The 12,982-nt window shown below is 72.2% G+C and carries 12 protein-coding genes; 5 read left to right on the forward strand and 7 right to left on the reverse strand.

Going from position 1 to position 12,982, the window contains the following annotated elements:
* Nucleotides 1-13 precede the first annotated feature (13 nt).
* The 3 genes from G4G93_RS12495 (at nt 14) to G4G93_RS12505 (ending at nt 2,109) form a co-directional block, all read left to right on the forward strand.
* Nucleotides 14-1,144: a carboxylate-amine ligase gene (locus tag G4G93_RS12495; protein WP_165084651.1), complete on the forward strand. Its 1,131-nt coding sequence runs from the start codon at nt 14-16 to the stop codon at nt 1,142-1,144.
* 411 nt (nt 1,145-1,555) lie between these two features.
* Nucleotides 1,556-1,717: a hypothetical protein gene (locus tag G4G93_RS12500; RefSeq protein WP_165084653.1), complete on the forward strand. Its 162-nt coding sequence runs from the start codon at nt 1,556-1,558 to the stop codon at nt 1,715-1,717.
* Nucleotides 1,714-2,109 (forward strand): cupin domain-containing protein, encoded by a 396-nt coding sequence (locus tag G4G93_RS12505; RefSeq protein WP_165084655.1) that lies wholly within the window; start codon nt 1,714-1,716, stop codon nt 2,107-2,109. The genes G4G93_RS12500 and G4G93_RS12505 overlap by 4 nt, the downstream gene beginning before the upstream one ends.
* On the opposite strand, the gene G4G93_RS12510 is transcribed toward G4G93_RS12505, so the two are convergent.
* From G4G93_RS12510 to G4G93_RS12530, 5 genes are all read right to left on the reverse strand, one after another.
* Nucleotides 2,076-2,882: an MBL fold metallo-hydrolase gene (locus G4G93_RS12510; protein ID WP_165084657.1), complete on the reverse strand. Its 807-nt coding sequence runs from the start codon at nt 2,880-2,882 to the stop codon at nt 2,076-2,078. The genes G4G93_RS12505 and G4G93_RS12510 overlap by 34 nt on opposite strands.
* A 12-nt stretch (nt 2,883-2,894) precedes the next feature.
* A complete protein-coding gene (locus G4G93_RS12515) occupies nt 2,895-3,680 on the reverse strand; it encodes a TatD family hydrolase (RefSeq protein ID WP_312891924.1) in 786 nt (261 codons plus the stop codon).
* Nucleotides 3,677-5,224, reverse strand: coding sequence for a methionine--tRNA ligase (gene metG / locus G4G93_RS12520; protein ID WP_165084659.1), 1,548 nt, complete (start codon nt 5,222-5,224; stop codon nt 3,677-3,679). The genes G4G93_RS12515 and metG overlap by 4 nt, the downstream gene beginning before the upstream one ends.
* A gap of 205 nt (nt 5,225-5,429) precedes the next feature.
* A complete protein-coding gene (locus G4G93_RS12525) occupies nt 5,430-7,292 on the reverse strand; it encodes a glycoside hydrolase family 15 protein (RefSeq protein WP_165084661.1) in 1,863 nt (620 codons plus the stop codon).
* 132 nt (nt 7,293-7,424) lie between these two features.
* The gene (locus G4G93_RS12530; RefSeq protein ID WP_165084663.1) at nt 7,425-7,661 is read right to left on the reverse strand and encodes a DUF6894 family protein; all 237 of its coding nucleotides are present in this window, start codon (nt 7,659-7,661) and stop codon (nt 7,425-7,427) included.
* A gap of 410 nt (nt 7,662-8,071) precedes the next feature.
* Here G4G93_RS12530 and G4G93_RS12535 point away from each other — a divergent pair, with 410 nt between their 5' ends.
* Nucleotides 8,072-8,533, forward strand: a complete 462-nt coding sequence (locus G4G93_RS12535) for an Rrf2 family transcriptional regulator (protein ID WP_165084830.1) — start codon at nt 8,072-8,074, stop codon at nt 8,531-8,533.
* Between the two features lie 199 nt (nt 8,534-8,732).
* Here G4G93_RS12535 and G4G93_RS12540 read toward each other — a convergent pair whose 3' ends face one another.
* Nucleotides 8,733-9,353, reverse strand: coding sequence for a cation transporter (locus G4G93_RS12540; protein WP_312891925.1), 621 nt, complete (start codon nt 9,351-9,353; stop codon nt 8,733-8,735).
* A gap of 209 nt (nt 9,354-9,562) precedes the next feature.
* On the opposite strand from G4G93_RS12540, the gene G4G93_RS12545 reads away from it, so the two are divergent.
* On the forward strand, nt 9,563-10,708 hold the full coding sequence (locus tag G4G93_RS12545) for an alpha/beta hydrolase (RefSeq protein ID WP_246736721.1): 1,146 nt from the start codon (nt 9,563-9,565) through the stop codon (nt 10,706-10,708).
* A gap of 364 nt (nt 10,709-11,072) precedes the next feature.
* Here the strand turns inward: G4G93_RS12545 and G4G93_RS12550 are convergent, their stop codons facing one another.
* Nucleotides 11,073-12,743, reverse strand: a complete 1,671-nt coding sequence (locus tag G4G93_RS12550; protein WP_165084665.1) for a methyl-accepting chemotaxis protein — start codon at nt 12,741-12,743, stop codon at nt 11,073-11,075.
* Nucleotides 12,744-12,982 lie beyond the last annotated feature (239 nt).

Raw genomic sequence — 12,982 nt, forward strand, 5'->3', positions numbered from 1 at the left:
GAACCGTGCATCCATGACCGGCCCCGCCTACCGCTTCGGCATCGAGGAGGAGTTCTTCCTGGCCGACGCCGCGACCCGCGGGACGCCGCGCAGCGGCGTGCGCGGCTTCCACGCCGCCGCCAAGGCGCTGCTGCCGGCGACCGAGCGCGAATTGCTGCAAAGCCAGATCGAGATCGCGACCCCGCCCGCCACCGAGGCGGCGGAGGCGCGGGCCGGCCTGTCGGGCCTGCGCCGGGGCCTCGCCGAGATCGGGCGGGCGCACGGGATCCTGGTCTTCGGCGCCGGCACCCATCCGGGCGCCGCCTGGGACGCGCAAGCCCCGACCGACGGCGCGCGCTACCACGGCATCCTCGACGAGGTACGGATGATCGGGCAGCGCACCCTGGTCAGCGGCATGCACGTCCATGTCGAGGTGGCGCGGCCCGACGACCGGATCGACCTGATGAACCGGCTGCTGCCGTTCCTGCCGGCGCTGCTTGCACTCTCGGTCTCCTCGCCGTTCTGGCAGGGGCGCGATACCGGCCTGTGCGGCTACCGCCTCAGCGTGTTCGGCGAGATGCCGCGCACCGGCCTGCCCGACCTGTTTGCCGGCCACGCCGAGTTCGAACGCTACGTCGCCGTGATGACGGCCGCCGGCGCCATCCAGGACGCGAGCTTCCTGTGGTGGCACCTGCGGCCCTCGATCCGGTATCCGACCCTGGAATTGCGCATCGCCGACAGCTGCACCCGGGTCGACGACGCGGTGGCGATCGCCGGGCTCTACCGCTGCCTCGTGCGCGCCGCCGAGCGCCGGCCCGACCTGAATGCCGGCCTCGACGGGGTCGCCCGGGCGGTGATCCGCGAGAACCTGTGGCGGGCCCAGCGCGACGGCGTGCGCGCCGCCCTGATCGATCCGCAGGCCGGGCGCGCGGTACCGCTCGGCGAGGCCCTGGAGGGCGTGCTCGCGCTCGTCGCCGAGGACGCCGAGGCTTTGGGCTGCACGGCTTGCCTCGACGAGGCCCGCCGCATCGCCCGCGACGGCACCAGCGCCGACCGCCAGCGCGGGACTTACGCCGCGTCGCGGGGCGAGGACGGTCCGGACGAGGCCGGCATCGCCGCGGTGGTGGACGCGCTGGCGCGGGAGACCGAGGGGCGGGCGGCATAGCGGCCGCGTAGTGGACCTCGACCGCCCCCGGGCGGCCTCCTGCGCGGGAGGCGTCCGGCTGGCGGGCGCCGGGGGTTTCGCGGCACGCGGGTGCCGGTCGAGGTGCTGTTCGAGATCTGGCGGACGGCCTGGCGCTGGACGAGATCCTGGACGGCGGATGAAGCCCCGAACCGGGACGATCCCCGGCCGTGCTCGATGCCGCCACGCAGGCGGTCGCAGGGCCGAACGGGGGAGGCCGAGCGGCCGGGCTCACGGCACCGTCGCCGCTCCGCTCTACCACCCCACTTCGATTCGCATAATTTGCATTATGGAACGAGAGGCTTGATCGGGGGTGTCCGGGGCGGATGCCGTCGGGCCGCGGCGCTGCGGGTTTCCCTTCGTACCGGCGCGGATCGCGTGCATGATGGTGTCATGACCGCCCTTCTCGAACAAGCGATCGAGCGCGTCCGCCCCACGCGGCGGACCCTGGCCGGACCGTACCCGAGCTTCTGTATCCCGACCGAGGACGCGGTCGTCGTGGTCGGCATCCGCCACGGCGACGGCGATCCCGCGACGACGGCGGCTGCGCCATGACGAGCCATCGCGGGCAGAGCCCGGCTCCGTCGACCGCCAACCTCCTCGCCGATCTGCCCGCGACCCCCCAGCCCGACGAGCGCATCGACCTCCTGGCCCAGACCCCGCAGGCCCGCATCGAGCGGATCGTCTCGACGGGCCAGGCGAGCCCGCCGGGCTTCTGGTACGACCAGCCCTGGGACGAATGGGTCGTGCTGCTGACGGGCGCCGCCACCTTGCGCATCGCCGGTGAGCCTGAACCCAGGCGGCTCGGACCCGGCGACCACCTGATGATCCCGGCGCATCGCCGCCACCGGGTCGAGTCGACCAGTCCCGACGCGCCGACCGTCTGGCTCGCGGTGCACCTCCGGCCGGTGGATCAGCCGTCGACCTCGACCGAGAGCCCGTCATAGGCCGGCACCACCCCGGGCGGCAGGCGCCGGCGCAGGGTCTCGTAGTCGAGGTCGGTGTGGAGGTTGGTTAGGATGGCGCGGCGCGGCGCCACCTCCTCGATCAGCGCCAGGGCGTCCGAGACCGAGAAATGGGTCGGATGGGGCGAGTCGCGCAGCGCGTCGACGATCAGGAGATCGAGGTTGCGCAAGGAGGCCTTGGCGGCGTCCGGCATGGTGCTGACGTCGGGCGCGTAGGCCGCATCGGCGAAGCGGAAGCCGAGTGCCTCCTCCGGCCCGTGCTCCATGGCGAAGGCCGTCGCCGTCACCGGCCCGCCCGGGCCCTCGACGGTCACCGGCGCGCCGGTCTCGAGCGCGTGCAGGTCGAGGATCGGCGGGTAGAGGCTGCCCGGCCGCGAGGTGAAGCAATAGGCGAAGCGGGCGCGCAGCAGCTCGGAGGTCGTGGCGTCGGCATGGACCGCGATGCGCCGGCGCATGTGGATCACCAGCGGCCGCACGTCGTCGATGCCGTGGGTGTGGTCGGCGTGCGAGTGCGTGAACAGGATGCCGTCGAGGCGCGCCACCGCGGCATCGAGCAGTTGCTCCCGCAGGTCCGGCGAGGTGTCGACGAGGACGGTGGTCGCCTCGCTCTCGGCGTCCCGGCGCTCGACCAGGAGCGAGCAGCGCCGGCGCCGGTTGCGGGACTCGGCCGGGTCGCAGGCGCCCCAGCCGTAGCCGACCCGCGGCACGCCGCCCGAGGAGCCGCAGCCCAGGATGCGAAGGGTCAGGGTCGGCATGCGGGAAAACCCTCAGCGGTGGGCGGCGGCCTTGTCGAACAGGCGGTAGAAGTTGGCGGTGGTGAGGGCCGCGAGGTCGTCGGGCTTGAGGCCCACGGTCTCGGCCAGAACCCGGGCGGTGTCGGCGACGAAGGCCGGCTCGTTCGGCCGGCCCCGATGCGGCACCGGCGCCAGATAGGGCGCGTCGGTCTCGACCAGGAGGCGGTCCTGCGGCACGGCCCTGGCGATGGCCCGGATCTCGTCCGAGTTGCGGAAGGTGACGATGCCGGAGAACGATACGAACAGGCCGAGCTCGACCCCGATCTCGGCGAGGCGCCGACCCGACGAGAAGCAGTGCAGCACCGCGCGGAACTCCCCGCGCGCCATCTCCTCGGTGAGGATCGCCGCCACGTCCTCGTCGGCCTCACGGGCGTGGATGACGAGCGGCAGCCCGCTCTCCCGCGCCGCCGCGATATGGGTGCGGAAGACCTTTTGCTGCACGTCCCGCGGGGCGGTGTCGTAATGGTAGTCGAGCCCCGCCTCGCCGATGCCGACGCAGCGCGGATGGTGCGAGAGTTCGACGATCTCGTCCGCCGGCACGTCCGGCTCCTCGCCCGCCTGGTGCGGGTGGGTGCCGACCGTGAACAGGACTTCCGGATGCGCCTCGCTCAAGGCCCGGTAGGTCTCGAACCGGGCGACCCGGGTCGAGATCGTCACCATCCGGTCGATCCCCGCGCTCCTCGCGCGGGCCAGCACCTCGGGCAGCCGCTCGGCGAGGCCGGGCGAGTCGAGGTGGCAGTGACTGTCGACCAGGCTCACGCCTCGGGCTCCACGTAGCGCGGGAAGATCGGGCTCGGCGCCGGCAGGCTCGTGCCGGGCACCAGCCGGTGGTCGGGCCCGACATCGGCGAGGTTGCGCGCCCCGGAGGCCACCGCCAGCAGGTCGAGGAGCCGGGAAGCGGCGCTCGGGATGAAGGGCTGGACCAGGATGCCGACCGCCCGCAGCACCTCGGCGGTGGTGTAGAGCACCGCCTCCATCCGGGCCGGGTCGGTCTTGCGCAGGGTCCAGGGCTCCTGGCCGGCGAAGTAGCGGTTGGCCTCCGCCACCACGGCCCAGATCTCGGCCAGCACCGCGTGCAGGGCGAGGTCCTGCATCAGCCCCCTCGCCTTCTCCGGCAGCGCGTCGGCGAGCGCCAGCAGCGCCTTATCGGCCGAGGATGGTTCACCCGCCTTCGGGACCTGGCCGCCGCAATTGCGGGCGATCATGGTCAGCGAGCGCTGGGCGAGGTTGCCGAGGTCGTTGGCGAGGTCGGCATTGAGCCGGTTGACGATCGCCTCGTGCGAGTAGCTGCCGTCCTGGCCGAACGGCACCTCGCGCAGCACGAAGTAGCGCAGGGGGTCGACGCCGTAGATGTCGGCGAGGCCCACCGGATCGACGACGTTGCCGACCGACTTCGACATCTTCTCCCCCTTGTTGAGGAGGAAGCCGTGGCCGAAGACGCGCTTCGGGACCGGCAGCCCGGCCGACATCAGGAAGGCCGGCCAGTAGACCGCGTGGAAGCGGATGATGTCCTTGCCGATGACGTGGAGGTCGGCCGGCCAGTGGCGCCAGCGCGGATCCGCCTCGTCCGGGAAGCCGCAGGACGTGATGTAGTTCGTGAGTGCGTCGACCCAGACATACATCACGTGAGCGGGGTTGCCCGGCACCGGCACGCCCCAGTCGAAGGTGGTGCGGCTGACCGACAGGTCCTGGAGGCCGGAGCGCACGAAGCTCGTCACCTCGTTGCGGCGGGTATCGGGGCCGATGAAGTCCGGATGGGCCTCGTAGAGGGCGAGCAGGCGTTCGCCATAGGCCGAGAGCCGGAAGAAGTAGCTCTCCTCCTCGACCCACTCGACCGGCGTGCCGGTCTTCTCGGACCGGCGGCTGCCGTCGGGCGCCGTGACCAGCTCGGCTTCGTCGTAATAGGCCTCGTCGCGGACCGAGTACCAGCCGGCATACTTGGCGAGGTAGATGTCGCCGTTCTCCTCCATCCGGCGCCACAGGGCCTGGGCTGAGGCGATGTGGTCGGCGTCGGTGGTGCGGATGAAGCGGTCGAACGCGCAGTCGAGCCGCTCGGCCATGGTGCGGAAGCGCGGCGCCATGTCGTCGACGAAGGCGCGCGGGCTGATCCCGGCCTTGGTGGCGGTTTGCTGGATCTTGAGGCCGTGCTCGTCGGTGCCGGTGGTGAAGAACACGTCGTAGCCGTCGAGGCGCTTGAAGCGCGCGATCGCGTCGGCGGCGATCACCTCGTAGGCGTGCCCGATATGCGGCACCCCGTTGGGGTACGAGATGGCGGTGGTGATGAAGTACGGCTCGCCCGCCACGACTTAAGTTCCCGGATAGGAGGCTTCGGATCGGTCGGGGCGCCCGCGGGGGCGCCCATCCGAGCCTTAGAGCAAATTCGGGCGGCGGTGCCCACCCCCCGGGACGGCAGATCCTCCGCCGCGCTCGGTGCACCTCGCGAAACTCCCGCAGCGCCGGCGCCGCCACGGTGAGCAATGCCGGCGACCGGAAGTTTCGTGAGAGACGCTACGCGCCCACCGCCCACTGGCACGGCTCGTCGGTGTGGGCTTGCGCGTGGCGTGCCGCCCGGTCGAGGCGGACCGCGTGGTTGATGATCGCCATGTGGGTGAAGCCCTGCGGGACGTTGCCGCGCTGCTCGCCCGTCCCCGCGTCGATCTCCTCGGCGAACAGGCCGAGATCGTTGCCGCGCTGGAGCAGCCGGGCGAAGAGCGGCTCGGCCTCCTGCATGCGCCCGGCAAGCGCCAGGCAGCCGACGCGCCAGAAGGCGCAGGCCGCGAAGGTCGCCTCCGGGTGTTCGAAGCCGTCGGCATTGCGGTAGCGGTAGATCAGGTCGCCGTCGCCGAGCCCGGCGCTCACCGCGGCGAGGGTCGCGGCGACCCGGGGCGAATGCGCGTCGAAGGCGCCGAACAGGACCGTGCGCAGGACCGCGGCGTCGAGGTCGTCCGAGCCGTAGGCCTGGGTGTAGGCGCCGACGCGCGGATTCCAGCCCTTCTCGTGGTACTCGGCCCGGATCTCGGCGGCGGCTCTCCGCCACTCCTCGACCGTCTCCGGGCTCGCCACGTCCACCTCCTGCGCGATCTGCACCGCCCGGTCGAGGGCGACCCAGAGCATGCCCTTGGTGTGCAGGATCTGGCGCGTCTCGTCGCGCAGCTCCCAGATGCCGTGGTCGGGGGCGTGGCGGCAGCGGATGACGTGGTCGGTGAGATGCCCCAGGGCCTCGGCCAGGTGATCGTTGACCTTGACCGGGGGGTCGTAGTCGACGGCGTCCAGGAAGGCGTGGAGCGCCACCAGGAACTCGCCGTAGATGTCGTACTGGTGCTGGCCGGAGGCCGCGTTGCCGATCCGCACCGGGGACACCCCGCGCCAGCCGCGCAGGTGATCGAGGATCTCCTCCTCCGGCACGCGGCCGTTGATGCCGTACATCAGCTTCAGGTCGCGGCCGCGGGTCGTGTCGGCGTCGCGCAGGAAGCGCAGGAACTCCGCCGCCTCGCGCACGTAGCCGAGATTGACGAAGGCCGTGACGGTGAAGCTCGCATCCCGCATCCAGACGTAGCGGTAATCGAAGTTGCGGGTGCCCGGCACCGCCTCCGGCAGGCTGGTGGTGGCCGCCGCGATGATCCCGCCCGAGGGCGCGTGGGTGAGGAGCTTGAGCACGAGGGCGCTGCGCAGCACGTCGTCGCGGTGGGGCCCGTCATAGGTGCAGCGGCCGGACCATTCCTCCCAGTAGCGCGCGGTCGCCGAAAGACTCGCCTCGGCGCGCCCGACGTCGCCGTCGTCGTCCTCGCGGTGGGAGAGGACGAGGCACGCGCCCTCCCCGACCGCCAAGGCGAACGCCGCCTCGACCCGGTCGCCGGCGACCGAGAGCGGCACCGTGGCGGCGACGCGCACGCCCTCCGGCGTCGAGAGGCGCCGGCACAGGACCGTCCCGCCCGCCTCGGGTTCGAGGGCGGCGCCGTCGCGGGCATAGTCGAAGGTCGGGCGCACAAGGAAGCGCCCGGTCACCGTGCCGGCCTCGCAGGTGGCCAGCCGCACGATCCGGCCGTGGGGGGCGCCGTCCGGGCCCTCGTCGGGGACCTCGTCCAGGGGATGCAGCGGCATGAAGTCGGTGAGAGTCAGGCGGCCGGTCGCGGTGACGAAGGTGGTCTCCAGGATGGTGGTGCCGGGCCGGTAGCGCCGATGGGTCTCGCGCAATCCCTCGAGCAGGATCTCGCAGGCCCCGCCCTTGTCCTCGTCGAGGAGGCGCAGGAACACGGCCGGGCTGTCGTGGCAGGGCCAGCACAGCCAGTCGATCGAGCCGTCCCGGGCGACGAGCGCCGTCGTGCAGGTATCGCCGATGACGGCGTAGTCCTCGATCGGCCGGTCCGTCACGTCGCCTCGCTGCCAAGTCGGGTCAGAGCGCGGGGGTAACGGTTCGTCGGGACGACGGTTTCGGGGCGCGACGGTATGTGCCGGGCCGCGAGAGAAAGGCGGCCTATCCGGCCGGGCGCGATCCGGCGGGGTTCAATCCAACCACGTGCAGGCGACGGCCAGGGACGCGATCGCAAGGACGGTCCTGCGCTCGTCGCGGATGGTCACGAAGAGGTGCAGCCGTTCCTGACGGCGGGCCTCGTCGCGGGCGATGTCGGCCAGGATCCGCATGGCATGGCCCCGGGCGGCGTCGCGGTTCGGCCAGTCGCTGCCCTCGTCGTCGCGATGCGCCAGGTCATGGTCGTTGATGTCGAAGAAGTAGTGCGGCACGGGTTGCCCCAATGGTGTGACGAGGCCTTCGAACCCAATCTCCGAGGCCCACCGAACGGCCTTGCCGATCGGAGCCCAGTGACGACTGACTAGGACGCAAAGGCAAGCCCCGCTCTCGCAAATGTTTATCGATCACGATTTTCCCTCTCGGCTCAAACAAGTACGCTAATTACCAGATTATGCCGCCATCGACTGGGGCCAGCCCCGTCGTCGCGCCTCGGCCGCCCCTGCGCCGCGGTTGCATCCGCCCGGACATGATACAACCAGATCCGCGCCTTCCTCACCCGACCCGACATGCGGTAGGCTGGGGCTCCGCGATCGCTGCGCCTCGACCGGGTGCGGCCGCGCGGCCATGACGGCCCGGGGGCGGGCGGCGACCCGGGCGGCGTCCGCGAAGGAAGGACAGCGCCCTGCGGCTCTCGCTCTATACCGACCTGTCGCTGCGCCTGCTGCTCTATCTCGCGGCGATGGAGGCCGGCGCCTGGACGACGACGCCGGCCGTCGCCCGCGCCTTCGGGGTGTCGCTGCACCATCTCCAGAAGGTGGCGCGCGGACTCACCGGCGCCGGCTACATCGAGGCGCGGCAGGGCCGCGCCGGCGGCGTGCGCCTCGCCCGGCCGCCGGCGGAGGTGCGGCTCGGCGCCGTGGTGGCGGAACTGGAAGGGCTCGGCTGCCTCGTGGAATGCGCCCGCGGCCCCTGCCCGCTCGCCGGCCGCTGCCTGCTCAAGCACGCCCTCGACGCGGCCGAGCGAAGCTTCGTGCGCGAGCTCGACCGCTTCACCCTGGCGGACGTGCTCGCCGGGCCGACCGGGGCGGCTTTGCGGGAGATGATCGGGGGCGAGGTCGACGGGACCGCGGAGCCGGGGCTGTAGGGCGGGTGAGGGTGGATTTCCGCCGTTCCGCATTTGAGCGTCACAAGCTTGCAAGCGGACGTTGCCGGACGACCGCTCGCGCTGGATTTGGACGCTATTCGTGACGATGACAAACGGCTTCGATTCGACTTCCAGCCGGATCAATCAAGAAAGCTGCGTCATAAGAGGCATGGTAAGCGGGTCTGGCCCCCGGCCCGCCTCAAGCTGCCTCGCGCGCGGCCCGGCGCTCGGCGGCGGCGGCCTGCCAGATCTCCCGGGCGGCATCCGCGTTCATCGCCGCGATGCCGAGGCCGACCACCAGGTCGGGCCAGGGCGCGAAGGCGGGCCAGCGCGACACGGTGGCGGCGGTGACGAGCCCGGCCGCCACGATGGCGACGTTGGCGACGGCGTCGTTGCGGGCCGACAGGAAGGCCGCCCGGGTCAGGCTGCCGCGTCCCTCGCGGTGGCGGGCCAGCATCAGGGCGCAGGCGAGGTTGACCGCGAGCGCGCCGAGGCCCGTCAGGGTCAGCGGCACCGGGGCCGGGGCCGTGAAGGCGCCGATCTTCTGCCAGGCGGTCCACACGGCCGCGAGCCCCGGCAGCAGCAGGATGCCCGCCATGACGGTGCCGAGCCGTGCCCGCGCCGCCGGCCGCCAGCCGAGTCCGGCGACGATCAGCAGGTTGAGCGCCGCATCCTCCAGGAAGTCGACGCTGTCGGCGACGAGCGCCACGGAGCCGATCGCCACCGCCACCGCCGCCTCGACCCCGAAATAGCCGAGATTGAGCAGGGCGACGCGCCGCACGGTGGTGCGCAGGCCGGGATCGGTGTCGGAGGAGGTCACGGCTCTGGCCTCGCGGCAGGAGGGGGCCCGGCGTCTATGCCCCGATCGGCGGGGTCGGGCCAGGGGATCCCGCATCCGTTCCATGCCGTGCCGGCTCTTGCCCATGCCGTGCCGGCTCTTGCCCATGCCGTGCCGGCTCTTGCCCCGCGGGCTCGCGCCGGCTTGACTGTCCTCACCCGCCGGCCACAGGCGGAAGGGAGGACACGACCATGACCCGATCATCACGGCCCCCGTCCGGGCCGGGGCGGATGCCGCGCCGGCACGTGCTCGGCGGGCTCGCCGGTCTCGCGGCGGCCTCCGTCGCCCAGAAAGCCGAGGCGCAAACCGGAGCCGGGGCGCAAACCGGAGCGCGGCCGCAGGCGGGAGCCGGTGCCCCGGCCCGGCTCCAGACCGAGGAGTTCCGTCTGCCCGGCCCGGAGGACGGCGTCACGGTCTACGTCCGCAACAAGCGTCCGGCCGGCACCGAGCGCTTCGCGGCCGACCGCATCCTGCTCTACGTCCACGGTGCGACCTATCCGGCTTCGACCGCCTTCGACCTGCCGCTGGCCGGCCTGTCGATGATGGACTACCTCGCGGGCCTCGGCTTCGACGTCTACCTCGTCGACCTGCCGGGCTACGGCCTCTCGGGCCGCCCGGCGGCGATGAGCCGCCCGGCTGCCGAGGGGAAGCCCTTCATGCGCACGCAGGATGCCGCGGCGGTGGTCGGGCAGGTCGTCGACTTCATCCGCCAGCGGCGCGGGGTGGACAAGATCGACCTGATGGGCTGGTCCTGGGGCACCTCGACCATGGGGCTCTACACCAGCACCCACAACGAGAAGGTCAACCGCCTCGTCCTCTACGCGCCGCAATGGCTCTCGCGCACGCCCTCGCTCATCGGCGCCAACGGGGGATCCCTCGGGGCCTACCGGAGCGTGAGCCGCGATAGCGCGAAGGAGCGCTGGCTCAAGGGCGTGCCGGAGGACAAGCAGGCGGCGCTGATCCCGCCCGGCTGGTTCGAGCAATGGGCCGACGCCACCTTCGCGACCGACGCCGCCGGCGCCGCGCAATCGCCGCCGGTCCTGCGGGCGCCGAACGGTGTCGTCGCCGATTCGCAGGATTACTGGCAGGCCGGCAAGCCGCTCTACGACCCCGGCGAGATCCGGGTGCCGACGCTGATCATCCACGCCGAGTGGGACGCCGACCTGCCGAGCTACCAGGCGCAGGAATACTTCGCCCGACTGACCCGCGCACCGTACCGGCGCTTCGTCGAGCTCGGCGAGGGCACCCATACGGTGATGATGGAGAAGAACCGGATGCAGTTCTTCCGCGAGGTCGCGGCCTTCCTGACCGAGGCGGAGCCGCAGGCGCTGAACTGATCCGGGGCACCGCCCCGGGCAACGTTGCCGGCGCATCCGCGCCGCTATGAAACCCACAGCGGCAACCCGGGGCGCGCCGAAGGCGAGAGCCCGGGATCCATGACCGCTGACGGCAGCGGACAAGGCGGATCGCAGTCCGCTTCATCGGGCACCGTCAGGGATAGGGATCCCGGATTCTCGCTTTCGCGGCCCCGGGATGCTGGCGGGTTGCAGATCCGCCGAGGAAACCCGGCAGAGAGGCAGGCCACCCGAGCCGACGCAGATTTCGCAGAATCGGTGGCCGGTTTTGCGACGAAAATCTGCGACGAGACAAGAGTCTGGGCGGACGAAGCGTTGGCCTGCCGACGCAAGTCTGCTTGGCGTCTCACGCCGCCCGCACCCCGTCGAGGAAGCGCGCCACCTCGGCCGAGAGGTGCTCGGATTGCCGCGACAGCTCCGAGGCCGAGGCCAGGACCTGGGAGGCCGCAGCCCCGGTCTCGTCGGCGGCGCGGGCGACGCCCGCGATGTTGGTCGTCACCTCGCCGGTGCCGGCCGCCGCCTGGGAGACGTTGCGGACGATCTCCCGGGTCGCGGCGCCCTGCTCCTCCACCGCCGCGGCGATCGAGGTGGCGACGCCCGAGATCTCCTCGATCCGCGCGGTGATCGCGCCGATCGCGCCGACCGCCTGGCCGGTGGTGGCCTGGATCGCCGCGATCTGGCCGGTGATCTCCTCGGTGGCCTTCGCGGTCTGCCCGGCGAGTTCCTTCACCTCGGCCGCCACCACGGCGAAGCCCCGGCCGGCGGCCCCGGCGCGGGCGGCCTCGATGGTGGCGTTCAGGGCCAGCAGGTTGGTCTGGGCCGCGATCGACGAGATCAATCCGACCACGTCGCCGATCCGGGCGGTGGCCTCGGTCAGCGCGTGCACCTGCGCCGCGCTCTCGCCGGCCTCGCGGACGGCGGCGCCGGCGAGCCGGGCCGAGCCGTCGACCTGGCGACCGATCTCCTGGACCGAGGTGCCGAGTTCCTCGGCTGCCGCCGCCACGGTCTCGACATTCGCGGCGGCCTGCTGCGCCGCCGCGGCGACGCCGCCCGACTGGCCGGCGGTCTGGCTGGCGGTCGCGGTCATGACCTGGGCGGTGGCCTGCAGCTCGGTGGCCGCCGCCGTGACGGCGCCGACGATGCCGCCGACCGCCCGCTCGAAGCCGTCCGCCATCTCGCGCATCGCCTGCCGGCGCTGCGCCTCGGCCCCGGCCCGGGCGAGCGCGGTCTCCTCCTCGAGCCGGCGGGTGCGGACGAGGTTGTCGCGAAACACCGCCAGCGCGCCCGCCATGGCGCCGAGCTCGTCCCGGCGCCCGGCGCCCGGGATGTCGGACGCGGCGTCGCCCTCGGCGAGGCGGCGCATCGCGCCGGTCATGCGGCCGAGGGGCCGGACGATGCCGAGGAGGCAGAACAGCACCGCCCCGAGGGTGACGAGGATGGACACGCCGAACATCGTCAGGGTGACCCGGGACGCCGCCTCGCGCTCCTCCCGGGCGGCCCTGCCGGCGGCCGTGCCGGCCTCGACGTTCAGGCCGACGAGCTTCTCCGCCGTGGTGACCACGGCGCGGTAGTTCTTCTGCACGGGGCCGCGGAAGAGGGGCAGGATCTCGGCCGGACTCGTGAGTTCCGTCATCTTGCGCCAGTCGGCATCGAACACCGCGAGCTGCCGCACCAGGTCCTCGAACACCGCCCGCTCGGCCTCGGACGAGACCAGGGGCCGGTAGACCTCCACGCGCTGGTGGATCGTCCGGCCGAGATCGGCGAGGTTCTTGCGGCTGAGCGCCCGCTCGGCCTCGTCGTCGGCGGTGATGTAGCGGAACTGCCAGAGCCGCGAGCGCATGATCAGCTCGTTGATCGCGTGCGCCCCGTCGATCGACGGCAGGCTGTCGCGCGTCAGCGTCGTGAGCCTGACGTCGACGCTGTCGAGGCTCTTCATGAAGACCGCCCCCTGTGCCAGCGTGAGCACGAGGAGCAGGCAGAACAGACCGATCAGTCGGCTCTTGATCGACAGGCGCATAACGTCTTGTTCACCAGATGATACATGGGCCCAATATCCGCTGTCAGCATTAACGGATCGTGACGGCCAAGGGCTTGGTCATGGGCACGATCAAGGGCCCGGCGAAGGGGGCGGCGAAGCGAAGGCGCGGCGCGCTTCCGACCTTTCGCCACTGGATTTCCGCCCCCGTCCCGTGCGACCCCGGTGATCCCGGCCGGGGCGGCCGAGCCGCGCCTCCTCTCGGCCTTGGCACCATGTTT

Source organism: Methylobacterium sp. DB0501 (assembly GCF_011043735.1).
Taxonomy (GTDB): domain Bacteria; phylum Pseudomonadota; class Alphaproteobacteria; order Rhizobiales; family Beijerinckiaceae; genus Methylobacterium; species Methylobacterium alsaeris.

What these genes read in the sequence shown, in the direction of transcription:
- G4G93_RS12510 (WP_165084657.1), bottom strand. Translation starts at nt 2,882, where the DNA reads ATGCCGACCCTGACCCTTCGCATCCTGGGCTGCGGCTCCTCGGGCGGC.
- G4G93_RS12505 (WP_165084655.1), top strand. Translation starts at nt 1,714, where the DNA reads ATGACGAGCCATCGCGGGCAGAGCCCGGCTCCGTCGACCGCCAACCTC.
- G4G93_RS12495 (WP_165084651.1), top strand. Translation starts at nt 14, where the DNA reads ATGACCGGCCCCGCCTACCGCTTCGGCATCGAGGAGGAGTTCTTCCTG.
- G4G93_RS12545 (WP_246736721.1), top strand. Translation starts at nt 9,563, where the DNA reads ATGACCCGATCATCACGGCCCCCGTCCGGGCCGGGGCGGATGCCGCGC.
- G4G93_RS12500 (WP_165084653.1), top strand. Translation starts at nt 1,556, where the DNA reads ATGACCGCCCTTCTCGAACAAGCGATCGAGCGCGTCCGCCCCACGCGG.
- G4G93_RS12550 (WP_165084665.1), bottom strand. Translation starts at nt 12,743, where the DNA reads ATGCGCCTGTCGATCAAGAGCCGACTGATCGGTCTGTTCTGCCTGCTC.